The sequence below is a fragment of the Pseudoclavibacter sp. JSM 162008 genome, assembly GCF_041366455.1.
GTDB lineage: Bacteria > Actinomycetota > Actinomycetes > Actinomycetales > Microbacteriaceae > Pseudoclavibacter.
This window is the reverse complement of sequence record NZ_JBEWYX010000001.1, coordinates 215,155-231,114: the sequence shown is the minus strand read 5'-3', so window position 1 is coordinate 231,114 and position 15,960 is coordinate 215,155. Positions and strand designations below refer to the sequence as shown.

The window sequence follows — 15,960 nt, the reverse complement described above, 5'->3', positions numbered from 1 at the left end:
TCATTTCCGCCTACCCAACAGACTTCTCAGCTGGAGAATGCCAGCGATATCTCTCCTGAACGGGCGCCAGAGCAGACCCAGCGATGCGATGGCCAGGAAGATCACCAAACCGACGGCTGCGGTGCCGAGCTCATTGAAGTGCAGCAGTGACGTCGTCACGAAATGTGTGCCGATGGCAGCGATGCCGTAGACGACTAGCGCGCGTACTCCGTTGAAGAACATGCCGAGGGCGGGCGCGTCCGAAACTCGCGAGATCCACCACAGGCCGAGCGGCCAGTTGAGCAGCAGCCCGACCGCGTAGGCGGTGGCCACCCCCTGCACGCCCCAGTTTGAACCGACGATGATCCCGAGGACGATCAGCGGTCGGGAAACAAGGGTGAGACGCAGGTTGGACGCGGTGAGCCCCTTGGACAGGAACACCCAGTACGTCGCGTAACTGAGCGCCTGCGCGATGCCACCGAGAGCTAGGAGCTGGAAGAGGGCGGCCGATTCGGTCCACTGCGCCCCGAGAACGATGGTCACCGCCGCGGGAGCCACCGAGGCACCGAACGCTAGGAGTGGCGTGATCATGTTGATCATCACCGACTGACCGCGAAGCAGGAACGATGCATAGCGGTTGGAGTCTTCGTCCAGACGGGACAGGATCGGCAGGGCCACCTTGCTCGCTGGGGCGTTCAACTGATTCAGCGGCAGGGCGATCATCTGAAAAGCACGGTCATAGAGTCCCAGTGAAGCGGGTCCGAAGCGCATGCCGATGACGACGCTGTCCGCGTTGCGTGATGCGTACGTCAGCATCTGCGCGCCCAGGAGGTTCACGCCGAACTTCATGAAGCCCCGAACGCTCTCGGTTTTGTCGTACCACTGTGGAACCCATCGACCAGCCTGCAAGAACAGAATCGCTGCGACGAGCGGGATGGCCACCTGCTGCAGGACGAGTGACCAGTAGCCGAAGCCAACGATGGCGCTCACAAGACCGACCGCGAGGCCGATCGCAGGAGCGATCACTTCGATGAGCGCCAGCTTGCGGAACTTCAGCTGACGCGTGATGTCAGCCTTGTGCTGAGTCGCGATGCCGTTGAGGAGGAAGGTCGACGAGAGTACGAGGCAGATCCCCGCGAGTCGTGGCTCCCCGTAGAGCAGGGCGATCGGCTGCGCGAGAACGATGGTGAGGATGGCCAACGTGAAGCCGATACCCGAGTTGAGCCAGAAGAGATTGCTGCGCTGCCCCTTGCTGATGGTCGGAGCCTGGATAGCAGCCGAGGAGAGTCCGAAGTCGCGGAAGATCTCGCCAACGCCGACGATTGCGACGACCATCGCTAGGAGACCGTAGTCCTCTGGTGAGAGCAGGCGGGCTAGCACGACGATACCGGCCACCTGGATCAGAACTCTTGCGAGCTGACCCAGCATGGTAATAGCGCCGCCTCGCGCCGCCGAGTGCCCGAGTGAGGTGCCAGCTGTCACGGGGTTGAGGACCCTTCAGACTGCAGCCCAGCAAAGTTGAGCTCGGCGAGGTTCGTCACCTTGGCCAAGCGCTCTTGGTCGATGGGCCCATCATCCAGCGCGCGGCTGAGCGCCTCGATGATGGCGTCCTTCATGCCGGGCTTCGGCTGGACGCACAGGTACTCGCGTTCGAAAAGTTCGAAGAGCCCCTGGACTTTTCCCTGAGAGGCCAGCGTCACTGGTGCGAGGCCCGCCATCAGAGACATCACCGCAAGGTGCATGCGTCCCGTGATCACGACCTTCGCGTTCTTCGTGAGACCACGGACCTCTGCTGGCCGCAACGTCTCGCGAATCGTCGTGACGTTCGTCTGGTCCACGAGGCGCTGGGCGACCGCATCGACCGCGTCGAGATCACTCGAACCCGGCTTCACGACGTGCGGGAGCAGGACAACGTGGTAGCCGAGAACACGGAGATGCTCGATGACCGCGATGTAGTCCTCAGTCAGATCCTGCGACTGCCGCAGCAGTCCGCTGACGTTCAAGAGTGCGAACGGTGCATCGCCCACGTGGGCCAGGTACTTCTTCTTCGCATCCGAATCAACCGTTTTCGCGGTGAAGACCATGTCGGCGCACGAAGTGACGTTGCTGAGGTTGTCTTTGACCGCACGCCGTGCGGAGGCCGGATCCCTTAAGAGCAACTGGACACCCGCCTGAGAGGCGGCGCGCACCTCCCTGAGGGCACCAGCTTCCGGAGATGCATTCCAACTGAAGCCAAGGACCCGAGACGAGGTATCCCGTCGCAGGGCGAGCCTGCTCAAGATGGCACGCCTCGCGGATGCGCGGGGGTTGTAGGCCCCGTCCATGATGTCTGCCCCGACCACCGAGAATGATGTCGACCGATCGAGGAGCCTCGAGAGACGAACAAGATCTCTGATCGCCCAGGGGAGACGGCCGTACAAAAGGTGAGGCATCTCTACCACGTGGACGTTCTGCTGGTCCAAAGTGAAGTTGGACTTGCTGCGAACGACAACGGTCACACGCTCATCGACCGATTCCAGGAAGGACTCCACCAGCGCTGAATCACCGATGTTGCCGGCACCTGGCGGGGCGAGAAGCACATGGCCGTGACGTTTCGACTTGGAACCCGGAAGGCTGAGCGTCGCCGTCGCCACTGATCGGAAGAGCGCTGTCGACCGGAGGACACCGTCCACCGGCTTCAGGAGTTTCTTCAGCTGCTTCTTCATCGAGGGTCCTTCGCTTCAGTCAGTGCGTTCAAGATGAAGTCGGCTTTCTGCTCCCAGGTGTGCTCGACAGGAACCGGCGTCAGGTCGCGAACCACGCGCGGTGCGCGATCGAACTCCTGCTTCAGCCAGGCCGCATGGTTGGCGGCGGGAAGCGACTCCACGCTCGTCAGACCACGGTCGGACGCGCCCAGAACGGGAGTCGTCAGGACCTTCAGCCCAGCGGCTCGGTATTCATAGGTCTTGATGACGTCGCCGCCCACTTCTCCCTCACCGACGCGGTGAGGCACCCAGCCGATGTCGAAGCTCGTGAGCAGCTCGGGGACCTTCTCGTAGTGGACATCGCCGAGGAGTTCGATGTTGGGCACGCGTCGAAGCGGCTCGCGATACTCGGCGTCCAGGATCGGACCTGCGAACACGAAGTCGACGTTCGGCATGGACAACGCCGTTGACGTCACCAGTTCGAGGTCCACTCGCTTGCCGATCTTTCCGACATATCCGACCCTCGGTCGACCGCTTGCCTTGCTCTCGTGGGAGAAGCGCTCCGGGTCACAGCCGTTCGTCACGAGCACCGCATCGGTACGTCCATATTGACGAGCGAGTTCGAGAGTCGCCTCGGAGTTCGCCGTCACGATGTCCGCGATCTCGAACGAAGCGGCGTAGGCCTTCTTCACGTACTCCGAGATGCTCTGGAAGGCGTAGTGGTACGTCCAGTCGTCGAGGAGATCGAAGGCCACGGGCCCGCCGAGGTTCCGGATCTCAGGGGCGATGTTCGAGATTGTCACGAACGGATTCCAGAAGACGACGGGTGTTCCCGCCGCGGCCCCGGGCTTTCGGTAGCTCCCGAGTGAGTCCACCCACCACTTGCGTCGATCCTGCATGTTCGGAAGCCTGAAACTCGTGCTGCGGTAAGAGCGCGTGTTCTCGGCGACGGTCTGATCTCCCAGCCGGTACTTCAGCTCCAGCGGGAGCGGCTCCGGTCGCGAGAAGACAGCGACTTCGCCCTGCGAGGCCAGCTTCTTGCCGAACCATTCGATGAAATGACCGTCACGGGTGCGATAGCCCTCGGTCGAGAGCTTGTGCTGACCGTGCATCGGAAATGCGAGCAGCGCTGTTTCTGGTCTTGTCATCGTGATCCTGAGGTAGGTGTTGCTCGTGGTGGACGGGTCGAGATCATCGACTGCGCTGAGACTCAACGCGCGCGAGGACGGAATCGACCGACTTCTCGATGGACAGGTTGTTCGCGTTCTCACGGACGTGTTCGGACACCCGAGCCCACATGTGCGGATCCTTCACGACAGTGAGCATGGCCGCGCGCCAGGCGCCCGGTTCTCTTGTTCGAAGCACGAACTTCTTCCGCAGCTCGGGGTCGGTGTACAAGAGCGGCGCACATCCGTATTCCTCGTGGAGGACCACTGGAATGCCCTCGACAGCGGCTTCAACGGCGCTCCGACCGAAGGCTTCGCGCGTGGACGTACCGAGGAAGGCCGCAGCGTTCTCCCAGAGCTGGTCGGGATGCACCCATCCCTGCAGCGAGACGTTGGGCGGCAAGGCGTTTGAGACGCGATCCTGATGGGGGCCCGCGCCGAACATCTTGCCCTGGAGACCGGAGTCCTCCATGAGGTCCAGGAAGAGCTGAGGATCTTTGTCCGTATCGAGCCGGCCGGCCCAGATGATGTCACCGGAAGGAGACGGGGCGGTGAACCGCTTCGGAATCTTGAGCGGCACACCGGCGGGAATCAGGAACGCCTTGCGCACACTCGAGAACGAGTTAGCAAGCACTTCCGTCGTCGCCCACACGTCATCCGCGCGTCGCATAGCCCGCGTGACTGCGAGCTTCTGTGCCGATGTCTTGAGGCGGCCCTGCTCACCAGGGGCCGGCCACGGCGCCCCTCTGACAAACGACACCCACATTTGATTCGGGCTCCTTGAAGCCCGAGCAAACGCTACGTCGGACTGCGGGATGAGTGTGATGACGACATCCGCCTCCACCACTTCAGGAGCGGCCGAGAGGTACTCTCGCAGCGCGGTGACGCCCTTCTGTCCTCTTGCGTCGAACGTCCACTCCCTGATCCCCTCAGGGGTCGGCTCGTTGGCGTCGGGAGCACTGGAGCGGAGGCCGATCAGTCCGGTCCACTCCAGTCCGCGCGAACGGGCCTCAGAGACGAGGTCGCGTGTGCTGCGATAGACGCCGCTACGCCCACTCAGAGGGGCGGCAACAAGGCAGATCTTCACCTAGATCCTCCTCCCAACGCTACGGCTCCTGCGGACATGCCGAAGATCTTCGAGCGCGCCCTCATAGAGGGAGTTGACGTACGACCACGAATACGACGCCCGCGAACGCTCGAGAGCAGCAGCGCTCAGCTGCTCCTGCCTCTCGGGGTCGGTCAGGAGCTCACGAATCTTGCGCTCGATGTCTTGTGCAGAGATCTGCACGATCTCTCCGCTGCCAGCGAGCACCTCGTTGTTGAAAGGGGTGTCAGTGGCAACGATGGGTGCCGCGCAGGCCATGGCCTGAACAAGCGCTGGGTTGGTTCCGCCGACCGTGTGCCCGTGGAAATAGGCGCCGGCATGCTGCCACAGCGCATGGAGACGATCGTCGTCGCTCACATGGCCGAGCCAGTGGAATCGCTCGAGTTTCGCGTCCAGCTCGCGAGCCCTCTCATCGAACTCGCCCCCGTACCCGGTCGATCCGACAAGGACCACGTCGTGGTCCGCAGCAAGCCGTTCTGCGGCAATGAGGAAGTCGTCGACCGTGTTCTCTGGCACCAAGCGTGCCACCATCAAGGCGTATTCGCGCCGGTTCAGGCCTTCCGGAACGGGCAGCTCTTCGCGCTCATCCCCTCCGTAGGGGATGAAGAGTCCGTCGCGTTTGAAGATCTGCTTCCAGAGCCTGCCGATCTCGACAGCGTCGTAGACGAGCACGTCGGCCCAGAGCGCCGCCGCGCGAGCACCGGCCCTAAAGATCGCCTTCGCTACCCTGCCCCACTTCTCGCGCTCCCACTCCATGCCGTCCACGTTTACGAGCGTGGGTATGCCCCGGGCTTTGAGGAGCGGCAACCAGAAGCAGTTCGCGACGTTCATGATCAGCGCGACGTCTGGCTTCGCTTGCGCAGCGCCGAGAACGCCCCAGAACCCGAAGGTCAACGTGCTCAGCGACTTGGATTCGATGCCGCGAGTGTTCACGACATTGATCCGGGGGTCTCTCGTGGGGTCGTCTGGGAGGGTCGACGCCTGCCTCGAGTAGACCGTGACGTCCCAACCCTCATCAGCAAGGTATGGAGCAAGCTTTCGGACTGCCGTCTCGAAACCGCCGTAGTAGCTCGGGTATCCCCGAGTTCCAATCACCGCAACTGTCTTGGTCATTTCAGTGCTATCCCACCGGTTCTGAAGGCTCGTGCTGGATCTGACTTGTATTCCCGCTGCGCGAGGAATGCGCTGCAGGTGTGGGGCGCGCAGCTGCCTTTAGGGACGACCGAGACCGATGTACTTCCAGTCATTGCTTCTCCAGATGCCGGCATCCAGAACATTTCTTCCGTCGATGATGGTGCGGTTCTGCACAAGTTCGCCCGTTGTCTTAGCCGACAAGTTCTTGTACTCGTCCCATTCGGTGACGAGCAGAACCAGGTCGGCGCCCGTCAAGGCCTCGGACGCGGCATCCACGTAGGTGAGCTGCGGGTGGCGAAGTCGTGCGTTCTCGATCCCCTGAGGATCGGTCGCGACGACCTCAGCGCCAAGGCCATGGAGCTGCACTGCCACGTCGAGAGCAGGCGAGTCGCGCACGTCGTCGGAAGCAGGCTTGAAGGTCAGACCGAGGACTGCGATGCGCTTACCGACCACCGAGCCACCGAACTCGTTCAGGGCGAGATCGATGACGCGCTGACGACGGCGCAGGTTGATCGCGTCGACCTGCTTCAGGAAAGCTACCGACTCGCCACGGCCGAGTTCTTCGGCGCGCGCGGCGAAAGCGCGGATGTCCTTCGGCAGGCATCCTCCGCCGAAGCCGATACCAGCGTTAAGGAACTTTCGGCCGATCCGCACGTCATGGCCGATCGCGTCCGCCAGCTGAGTGACGTCGGCGCCGACAACTTCAGAGATCTCCGCCATAGCGTTGATGAAGCTGATCTTCGTAGCGAGGAACGCATTAGCAGCGACCTTGACCAGCTCCGCGGTTGCGAAGTCCGTGACGATGCGGGGTGTGCCCTTGGAAAGGGCGTCAGCGTAGACCTCGTCGAGGATCTCCGTCGCACTGTCGTTTTCGACGCCGTAGACCAGACGATCTGGAGTGAGCGTGTCCTGCACCGCGAAGCCTTCACGAAGGAACTCTGGGTTCCAGGCCAGGGATGCCCCGGTTCCGCTCGCCTCGATCACATCGGCGAGCTTCTGAGCCGTACCTACCGGAACGGTCGACTTGCCGACCACGAGGTCACCCGGCTTGAGGTGCGGCAGCAGACCGTCAAGGGCCGCTTCGACGTAGGTCATATCGGCAGCGGCACTGCCCTGAGTCTGCGGCGTGCCGACAGCGATGAAATGCACCGTGGCGTCTGCGACAGCACTGATGTCAATGCTGAAACGGAGCTTTCCAGACTCACTGGCCGAGGCGAGGATCTCGGGGAGCCCCGGCTCGAAGAACGGGGGTAGCGCAGCAGACAGCGCGTCGATCTTGCGCTGGTCGACATCGACGCCGACAACCTCGTGCCCGAGGTCTGCCATGGCCGATGCGTGTACGGCGCCGAGGTATCCGCAGCCGATTACCGAAACTTTCATCTGAACTACTCCGTGGTCTGGGGCGAACCTGGGATCTTGCCCTCGGGGGAGGGATGGCCGGTCACGAACGCTACGAAGCGCTGAGAGGCCGGGGTTGGGTCTAAGAGTCGGAGTTGCGACTCTTGCGAGCGGTGACGATGGGCATCTGGCCAGTGCCGATCTTGCGGTACTCGGTGGTCGGGTTACCGGCCTCATCGGTTCCGTAGTAAGCCCCGTATGCGCCATATGCGCCATATGCGTAGGAGTCGGGCCCCTTGGTCGGAACCTTCGTCACAACAATGCCGGACACTTCGGAGCCGATGCCTTCGAGCTGCGCGACAGCACCAGCGAGCGCCGAGCGGGGGGTCTGACCGCTGGCAACGACGAGGAGCGTGCCGTGGGCGAGCTCACTGAGCACCGCACCGTCGGTGACGAGCAGCAGCGGCGGCGCATCGATGATGACGTAGTCGTGCTCGGCCAGCAGCTGGTCGTGGACCTGCTGCATCGTGTGCGAGCCGAGGAGCTCACTCGGGTTCGGCGGAATACGACCGGCGGGGAGCACGTAGAGGCGCCCGCGGCCCCAACGCTGCAGGACGTCCTTCGGCTCAGCGCGGCCACTCAGGAGGTCAGTCAGACCGACCGAGCCGTCGACCCCCATGGTCGTCGCGACCTTGGGCTTACGGAGGTCGCCATCCACGAGCACGACCTTGGCGCCCTGCTCGGCGAGCGCGATCGCGATGTTCGCCGACGTCGTGCTCTTACCCTCGGAGGGCAGCGAGCTCGTGACGACGAAGCTGTGACGCGTGTTTTCGATGTCCATGAAGCGCAGGTTCGTGCGAAGCGCACGGTACGACTCGGCCTTGGGGCTCTTCGGCTCTTCATGCACGATGAGGGGGCGCTTGCCGGCATCCGGGTCATAGGCGATGGTGCCGATCACGGGGCGGTCCGTGATCTGGGCAATGTCATGCGTGCTTCGGATCTTGCCGTCAACGAGCTGGCGAACGACTGCAATCGCAATGCCGATTACAAGCCCTACGAGCGCTCCGGCACCAATGTTGAGCGGCACCCGAGGGCTGACCGGTGACGATGGGACAGCTGCGGACTGAACAGGCTCGATCTTGACCAGGCTGGCAGCATCCCCGTCCGGCTTCTCCAGCTCGTTCACGATGACATCAATGAAGTTCGAGGCAACGGAGTTGGCCAGAGTGGCCGCCATCTGTGGGTCCTCGTCCTCCACCGAGATCTCGATGACGACCGTGTTCAGCTCGTTCTGGGCCGTGATCTTGGTGGCGAGCTGCGCAGGAGTCAGGTCGAGCCCGAGTTCGGTGATGACTCGGGACGTCACGATCTCTTTGTTGACGACAGTGGTGTACGACTGCACCGCCTGGCGAGCGAAGGTCGTGCCCTGGCTGAGCCCTTGAACTTCGGTCCCGTCCGATGAACGGACCGAGACGTAGAGCTGAGCCGTCGACTCGTACTTGGGAGTCATCAGCATCGAAGCCCCAGCGCCCGCTGCGACACCTGTAAGGATGCAGATCAGGATGGCAATCCAGTTCTTGTGCAGGATTCGCAGGTAGTCGCGCAGTTCCATAAAGGTCCGTCCGTGTGTCTCTCGCGCTCGTGCCGCTGCCGCTTTCGCGGCTGGCACGAAACGGGTGGCTCGCGGTTCGGAGCGCAGGGGGTATCTCAGGCAAGCTGGGGCAAGCCCGGCCTCATACTACTGGTGTCATGTTATTGGGCTGTAAATTCGTGAAATGTGCCGAACCTGTCGCGAATCGGGCACACGCTGGCGCAGAACGCTGATCAGCCGCCGATTTCCACAGGCAGGCCCGCGTCGACAGCGTTCGCGATCAGCTGGTGACCGGCGTCGTCAGGGTGCAGGCCGTCGAGCTCGAAGTACTGGAACTCGTCCTCGAACAGGTGACCCACGTCCAGGTACTGGCCGCCGACTGCGGTCACGTCCGCTTCGATCAGCTCGCTCGTGAGCGTCAGCTGCGCGGGGTACGCCGTGCTCACCCAGAAGGGCGAGACCGCGATGATGCGCGCATCCGGCAACCCGGCGCGAAGGTCGGTGAAGACCGACTCGACGCCAAGCTCCTGGTCGAGCTCCGACATGTTGAGACCGCCGGAGACGATCACCACGTCAGGCTGCGCCTCGATGGCTTCCTCGACCTGGACCGCGTACGAGTTCCACTCTTCGAGGCCCTGGCCGTAGCTCGCGCCGCTCACGCCCAGGTTCAGCTCTTCCCAGCCGTTCGCCGCGGCCAGCAGCGTGGTCCAGCGCAGCGACGGGTCGCTCGCGCCGACACCCTCCGTGTACGAGTCACCGATGAACGCGACCGTCAGGCCGGCACCCGCAGGGGTCGCCGACGGTGCGGAAGCGGATGGAGCTCCACCGGAGTTCGTCGCCGAAGCGGCATCTTCCGAGCTGGCAATGGTAAGAACGGGTTCTGCGCCGACCCCCGCGGGGGCCTGCCGTGGCATGAACGCCAGAGCCACCAACGCAGCCGCAGCGAGAGCCACGACCACGAGCAGTGTCAGCTGGGGCCAACGACGCGCACTCTGGTTGCGTGTTTTCATTTCCCAGTGATCGTACCGGCCCAGCGGCACACCTTGTACTCCCCGGGGAACCGAAGGCCGTTCCGACACGCGCAGATCCGCGGGATTTAGCCCTGGACGTCATTTCAGATTCATCCAAATTCGCCATGTCGTAGCCCAGAAAACGGGCAAGTGTAGCGTCGAGACACGGCGAGACGGAGAACGAATGGTGACACACGACGCGACAGCACGTGCATCGTCGACCGTGCCCCAGCAGCGCGAACGCTGGATCGACCTCATCCGCGGCACCGCCATCCTCCTCGTCATCGCTAACCACGCCATCGACGTACCCATGCACATCGCCGACATCGCCCCCGGCACCGTCATCGACGACATCACCCTCTACTTCGCGCCGTTCCGCATGACCTCCCTCATGCTGCTCTCCGGTCTCCTCCTCCCCCGCGCCCTCGCCAAACCACCCCGCCGCTACTACGCCAGCAAGCTCCGCACCCTGGCCTGGCCGTACGTCGTTTGGCTCGTGATCTTCTGGATCGCCACCTCCAACCCCACAGAGTGGATGCGCCCAGACGGCTGGGCCACACGCAGCTGGCTCTGGTTCATCCTGTGCCTCTTCCTCTCCTACGTGGCCGCGCCCCTGCTCACCCGCATCCCGACCCCGTGGTTCGCCCTCGTGCCAATCACACTCTGGCTGCTCAGCACCGTCGCCCCAGACGGCACGCTCTTCGACCTCAGCTACTACAGCGGATTCTTCTTCGCCGGCTACCTCATCGCCCGAACCCAGCACCTGCTGAGGCGCTTCAACACCCCGCTGGCGATGGTGCTGCTCCTCGCCGGCAGCTCCACCTTCGCCGCACTGCTCGTCCTCCAGGAGCACGGGCTCACCCTCACCTCGCCCACGACGCCTGGCACGAACGACGACGGTGCCATCGAGCGCTTCGACCTGATCTGGGTTCCCGTCGTCCTCGCCGGCATCGCCGGCACCGCGCTCCTCGCGCGACGCATCCGCGGCACCCTCGACGGACACCGCGAACCAGCCCCCTCACGCTTCCTGCAGCACATCGGCCGCAACTCGGTCGTGTTCTACCTCATCCACTACCCACTGCAGATCGTGCTCGTGAGACTCCTGGCCGCGGCGGGCATCACCGAGCAGCCCATCGTGATGAGCGCGTGCATCATCGCCGCACTTGCCGTATCGTTCGGCGCTGTTGCACTTCGACGCCGCAGCCGCGTCGTGAATGCGCTCTTCGTCTTCCCGCAACGAGCAACGCCGGCCACCAGATGATCGGAACGCGGTTCGCGCACCGTGACACCCCTCCAGCGCCCACTGAACCCCCCATGCCAACACCAGCACCCACCGAGCAGTCAGCCCGCAGAGGCCCGGCCCATGTGACGCCCGACTCCGCCTCGAGCCCCGGCCCCGGACCCCGAAGACGGCGCGAGCACTGGATGGACCTCGTCCGCGGCGCCGCGATCCTCCTCGTCGTCACCTTCCACGCCAGCGCCATCCCGATCTTCCTCGCCGGCGTCGACCCGACCAGCGTCATCAACGACCTCAACACGCTCTTCGCGCCCTACCGAATGAGCACGCTCCTCCTCCTCTCCGGAATGCTCCTCGGCCGCTCCCTCGCGAAGACGGGCCCCACCTACTACACAGGCAAGCTCCGCACCCTGGTCTGGCCGTACCTGCTCTGGGGCACCGTGTACTGGCTCGTCACCATGCAAGACGGGTGGACAAACCCCAGCAACTGGATCGCCCTCAGCTGGCTCTGGTTCATCTTCTACCTCGCCATCTACTACCTCGCCGCCCCGCTCCTCACCCGCATCCGCGGCCCCTGGTTCGCGCTCGTGCCACTCGCCCTCTGGGGCCTCAGCGCCGCGCTCTCCGCCGACGGGATCGGCCCATCCGGGATGTGGGGCGACCTCGCCTACTACGGCGGATTCTTCTTCGCCGGCCACCTCGTCGCCCAACACCGGCAGCAACTCGCCCGCATCGAGAGCTGGCCACTGCTCATCGCCTGCACCGCCATCGCCGGCGGCTTCGGCGCACTGCTCATCGGGCAGACACGCGGCACCTACTTCGGCCTCGACGGCGCACTGCAGTGGGTCTCGGGCACAACCTCGACAGCCCCCGGCGACGGCTCACTCACCGCCGCGACCCGCCTCATCGACCGCTACGAGCTCGTCTGGATCCCCGTCGTCCTCGCCGGGGTCGCCGCGATCATGATGATCACCCGCCGCCTCACCGGCACCCAACGGGGCCTCGACGGCAACTCCGCCCGCTGGCTGCAATACATCGGCCGGAACTCCGTCGTCTTCTACGTCGTCCACTACCCCGCGCAGATCATGATCACCTCATGGCTCGGCGACTGGGGCATGCGCGACCCCACCTGGATGCTCATCATCAACACCGTCGTCGCGATGAGCCTCAGCTACCTCTTCTGCTGGCTGCGCCGCTGGCCAGCAGGAGACGCCGTCTTCGCCTTCCCGAAGCTGCGTCCCCGCCGCCGCCCTACGCCCTGACCGGAGCGCCGTTGCGCTCGAACCCCGACCACGCCGACGTGACCATGTCGTCCAGCGAGTACTTCGCCGTCCACCCCAGCTCATCCTTGATCCTGGATGCGTCAGCCACCAGCAAAGCCGGGTCACCCGGGCGACGCGGCGCGACGTCCGCCTCGAACTGCTGCCCGCTCGCGCGACGCACCGCATCCAGCACGTCGAACACGGAGTAGCCCTTACCGCGACCCACGTTGTACTCGGCCGAGACCGGCTCGCCAGCCGCGATCGCATCCAGCACCGCAAGATGCGCATCCGCCAGATCGACGACGTGCACGTAGTCACGGACGCACGTGCCGTCAGGCGTCGGATAGTCATCGCCGAACACCAGCGGCGACTTCCCCTCGGCAAGCTTCTCGAAGATCATCGGCACGAGGTTCAACGCGAAGCGGTCGGCCAGCTCATCGCTGCCAGCACCCGCGACGTTGAAGTAGCGCAACGACACAGCACTGATGCCCGCGGCCTTCGCCGCCGCCTGCACGAGCCACTCCCCCGCCAGCTTCGTCTGACCGTACGGGTTGATGGGGTTCTTCACATCGTCCTCGCGGATCGGCTCGTCGGACCCGGTCCCGAGGCCGTACACGGCCGCCGACGAAGAGAACACGAGACTCTTCACGTCCGCACGCTGCATCGCCTCGAGCACGTTCGCGAGCCCACCCATGTTCTGCTGGTAGTACCAGGCGGGCCTCGCCACCGACTCGCCGACCTGCTTCTTCGCCGCGAAGTGGATCACGCTTGTCACCTCGAGCGCCTGCATGATGTCGGCAAGCGCATCCGCCGCACCGGTCGTGGAGATGTCGAAGTTGAAGTGCGGGGTCGCGCCGACCTTCTCGGGAGTGCCCGTCGTGAGGTCATCGACGACAACCGCCGTGTCGCCGCGAGCCTCAAGGGCCGCAAGCACGTGAGCGCCGATGTAACCGGCACCGCCGGTGATGAGCACAGTCATGGTGAATCTCCTCAGAGTGCGTCAGCGCCGAGCGGCTGCGCCGGGCTTCGTCGGACGCGCCGGAACGCACCCGCCCCCATTCTGGCAGTTCCGGGGAACAGGCGCGCCCGAGCGGCGGGTCAGCCCTGCCGCGCCTTCATGCGCGGATTCTTCTTGTTGATGACGAACGTGCGACCGCGGCGGCGGACGATCTGCGAGCCGGGGACCTTCTTGAGCGCCTTGAGCGAGTTGCGAACCTTCATGAGCCTGACTTCCTTGTTGAGAATGTTTCTCATTAGACTACTCACATGACCCCCGACCAGCCAACCAGCCAGACCGCGACGAGCTCACTCGGCATGACCCTCGTCAGCGGCCTCGAAACCTCCGGGCGGCAACTCGTGACCGCCCTCATGTGCGGCGAACCCGGCGGCCCGACGCCCGCGAGCGCCTACGGCGACGAGCAGACGGGGGCCCTGGAGCTCGGCGTCGAACTCGCCGAGGACCTCCAGCGGCAGGCCTCGGACGGACGGCGCGGCAACACCATCGTCGAACTCTCGGCAGACGCAGACCCGCAGAGCATCGGACTCGCGATGGAGCATGTCCTCGCCGAGCGACGCGGCGCGATGGCTTCAACTCCAGGCGATGATGAAGCTGGGCTCGTCATAGGCCCACGAGAGTTCGTCACCGTCGCCAGCATCTCCGACGTCAGACGCCTGCTGTTCCAAGAGGGAACCTCCCTGCCAGACGACGCCGACGCATCCGCCACCCTCGTCGGGCAGCTCGAGTTCGCGACCGTCATCGTCCTCACCGCCGCCGACGCGCACCCCGCCGGCGTCGTCAGCGAGACCTGCGCGCTCATCCAGCAGCTCAACCCCACAGCCGCCATCACCACGCCAGCCGCGGCCACCGAACTCGGGCGGCGACTGCGGCCGATCCGTCCACGACTCGCGCACCAGCTCGCCTCCACCGCCGGCTGGATGCTGCGCCTCGACGAACACACGCACTTCCCGCCGGCCGGCGGCCCCCTCGACTGCCACGTCTTCAACGAGCCGAGACCCCTCCACCCCGAACGCCTCGCCACAGCCCTCGGCGGCCTGACCCCCGACCGAGTCGGACTCATCGCCCGCTCCCGCGGACTCTTCCGCCTCGCCAGCCGCACGGATCACGTCGGCGACTGGTCGAGCACCGGCAGCAGCATCCAGCTCGGCGCGTCCGGCCTCGCCAGCTCAGACCCGGACGCACCCATCGGCACCACCATCGCCTTCTTCGGGAAGAACCTCCGCACCGACACCATCGACGCCGCCCTGCGCGACTGCGCCCTCACCGACGACGAGCTCATCGCCGGCCCGGCCTCCTGGCATGGTTATGCCGATCCGTTCCCGGGATGGGAGTAATGACCTCCCAGAGCGCTTACAACCCGATGGAACTCCCAGAGCACCTCTTCGAGATACGCCGCCCACGCGCCAGAACCTTCAGAAGCGCTTGCTCAGTCGACTCCCACTCGACCATCACCTGCTCATACGTCAAACGAACGACGACGAACCCCATCGCAACCAGCAGCAAGTCGCGTCGCCGGTCCTCCGCAGCAGCCGCAGGGGACACATGGAACTCCCGAGAGTCACACTCAACGATCAACCACCCGTCGACGAGCAGATCGACATAACCCACGCCGTCGAACTGCGCCTGCGTCTCAATGGCACAACCCCGGCCACGCAGCCAGAACCTCACAAGCGTCTCCGTTCCCGACATGCTCGTCCCGTCCACCCCTTCAACCTTCCGCGCCGCCCCAGCCGACCCGCTCGCCGCAATGCCGAGCAGAACCTCCTCGCTCACCAGCCCGCGATTCAGCAGAGAGTCGCTCACCACCGCAAGATCGCGAGCGCCCAAACATTCGAACGCCATTCGCAACGCCAACTCGACGTCATCGACCGCGCACCTGCCCAGCGGAACATCACCCCCTCGAGACGGCCGGTGCAAAAGCAAACCGCGCTCAGACGGGCCGAACGCCGGCGCGCCCTCGCTGCGACGCTCGGTGTACCCGCGCTCCCCGAAACGAATGCGCACATGCGGGTAGGCGGGACGAAGATCCCAGGCGCCGTGCAGCGCCAATGCGCTCGTGCACGTGAGACGCGCCCGCGCCCGAACCGCGCGCTTCACCTCGAGTCGGCCAGCACCGAACTCGTACCAGCCTCTGCAGACCCGAGCCACTTGCCCCTCACGCATCGCCCGGCGCAATTCGGCGTCGGTCAGCCCCTCGTCAAGCCACTCGGCGCGAGAGAAGACCCCACCGAGCGCGCGCTTCGTGATGCTCGCCGTGTGCGACGCGTGTTCTGTCATGTGGTCAGGAGAACCCAAAATACGTCGCCGTCGACTCCGAGCGGCTCGAACTGTGAGTAACACCTGCTCACACTCACGGTGACGACAGAGTGGAGGGCGCCTGTTCTCAGCGCCAAAGGCACACCACGTCACCGTGACTGACACGGTTCTCGAACGAAC

At 64.5% G+C, this 15,960-nt stretch carries 14 protein-coding genes; 3 read left to right on the top strand and 11 right to left on the bottom strand.

Annotated elements, in window-relative coordinates; genetic code table 11:
* The 8 genes from ABVF28_RS01070 to ABVF28_RS01035 form a co-directional block, all read right to left on the bottom strand.
* Positions 1 to 1,461 (bottom strand): lipopolysaccharide biosynthesis protein, encoded by a 1,461-nt coding sequence (locus ABVF28_RS01070; RefSeq protein ID WP_280115558.1) that lies wholly within the window; start codon positions 1,459 to 1,461, stop codon positions 1 to 3.
* Positions 1,458 to 2,684 carry a polysaccharide pyruvyl transferase family protein gene (locus ABVF28_RS01065; protein WP_151422139.1) on the bottom strand — a complete coding sequence of 409 codons (1,227 nt, stop codon included), beginning with the start codon at positions 2,682 to 2,684 and terminating at the stop codon, positions 1,458 to 1,460. The genes ABVF28_RS01070 and ABVF28_RS01065 overlap by 4 nt, the downstream gene beginning before the upstream one ends.
* Positions 2,681 to 3,811 (bottom strand): hypothetical protein, encoded by a 1,131-nt coding sequence (locus ABVF28_RS01060; RefSeq protein ID WP_371029166.1) that lies wholly within the window; start codon positions 3,809 to 3,811, stop codon positions 2,681 to 2,683. The genes ABVF28_RS01065 and ABVF28_RS01060 overlap by 4 nt, the downstream gene beginning before the upstream one ends.
* A gap of 43 nt (positions 3,812 to 3,854) precedes the next feature.
* Complete coding sequence (locus ABVF28_RS01055) at positions 3,855 to 4,916, bottom strand: glycosyltransferase (protein ID WP_371029165.1); 1,062 nt, start codon at positions 4,914 to 4,916, stop codon at positions 3,855 to 3,857.
* The gene (locus tag ABVF28_RS01050) at positions 4,917 to 6,047 is read right to left on the bottom strand and encodes a glycosyltransferase (RefSeq protein ID WP_371029164.1); all 1,131 of its coding nucleotides are present in this window, start codon (positions 6,045 to 6,047) and stop codon (positions 4,917 to 4,919) included. It lies immediately after the preceding gene.
* A gap of 99 nt (positions 6,048 to 6,146) precedes the next feature.
* On the bottom strand, positions 6,147 to 7,448 hold the full coding sequence (locus tag ABVF28_RS01045; RefSeq protein ID WP_371029163.1) for a UDP-glucose/GDP-mannose dehydrogenase family protein: 1,302 nt from the start codon (positions 7,446 to 7,448) through the stop codon (positions 6,147 to 6,149).
* 100 nt (positions 7,449 to 7,548) lie between these two features.
* The gene (locus ABVF28_RS01040; RefSeq protein WP_151422134.1) at positions 7,549 to 9,018 is read right to left on the bottom strand and encodes a polysaccharide biosynthesis tyrosine autokinase; all 1,470 of its coding nucleotides are present in this window, start codon (positions 9,016 to 9,018) and stop codon (positions 7,549 to 7,551) included.
* A gap of 212 nt (positions 9,019 to 9,230) precedes the next feature.
* Entirely contained in the window at positions 9,231 to 9,911 is a 681-nt protein-coding gene (locus ABVF28_RS01035; protein ID WP_371029162.1) for an SGNH/GDSL hydrolase family protein, read from the bottom strand.
* Between the two features lie 280 nt (positions 9,912 to 10,191).
* Between ABVF28_RS01035 and ABVF28_RS01030 the strand changes: the two genes are divergently transcribed.
* Together ABVF28_RS01030 and ABVF28_RS01025 are read left to right on the top strand one after the other, a co-directional pair.
* Positions 10,192 to 11,268, top strand: a complete 1,077-nt coding sequence (locus ABVF28_RS01030) for an acyltransferase family protein (RefSeq protein WP_371029161.1) — start codon at positions 10,192 to 10,194, stop codon at positions 11,266 to 11,268.
* 164 nt (positions 11,269 to 11,432) lie between these two features.
* Positions 11,433 to 12,506 carry an acyltransferase family protein gene (locus tag ABVF28_RS01025; RefSeq protein WP_371029160.1) on the top strand — a complete coding sequence of 358 codons (1,074 nt, stop codon included), beginning with the start codon at positions 11,433 to 11,435 and terminating at the stop codon, positions 12,504 to 12,506.
* On the opposite strand, the gene galE is transcribed toward ABVF28_RS01025, so the two are convergent.
* Positions 12,496 to 13,485 (bottom strand): UDP-glucose 4-epimerase GalE, encoded by a 990-nt coding sequence (gene galE, locus ABVF28_RS01020; RefSeq protein WP_371029159.1) that lies wholly within the window; start codon positions 13,483 to 13,485, stop codon positions 12,496 to 12,498. The genes ABVF28_RS01025 and galE overlap by 11 nt on opposite strands.
* A 119-nt stretch (positions 13,486 to 13,604) precedes the next feature.
* Entirely contained in the window at positions 13,605 to 13,727 is a 123-nt protein-coding gene (ykgO, locus tag ABVF28_RS01015; protein ID WP_179557095.1) for a type B 50S ribosomal protein L36, read from the bottom strand.
* A 45-nt stretch (positions 13,728 to 13,772) separates the two neighbouring features.
* On the opposite strand from ykgO, the gene ABVF28_RS01010 reads away from it, so the two are divergent.
* Positions 13,773 to 14,858, top strand: a complete 1,086-nt coding sequence (locus tag ABVF28_RS01010; RefSeq protein ID WP_371029158.1) for a GTP-binding protein — start codon at positions 13,773 to 13,775, stop codon at positions 14,856 to 14,858.
* Between the two features lie 16 nt (positions 14,859 to 14,874).
* Here the strand turns inward: ABVF28_RS01010 and ABVF28_RS01005 are convergent, their stop codons facing one another.
* Positions 14,875 to 15,801, bottom strand: coding sequence for a DUF559 domain-containing protein (locus ABVF28_RS01005; protein ID WP_371029157.1), 927 nt, complete (start codon positions 15,799 to 15,801; stop codon positions 14,875 to 14,877).
* Positions 15,802 to 15,960: the final 159 nt, after the last annotated feature.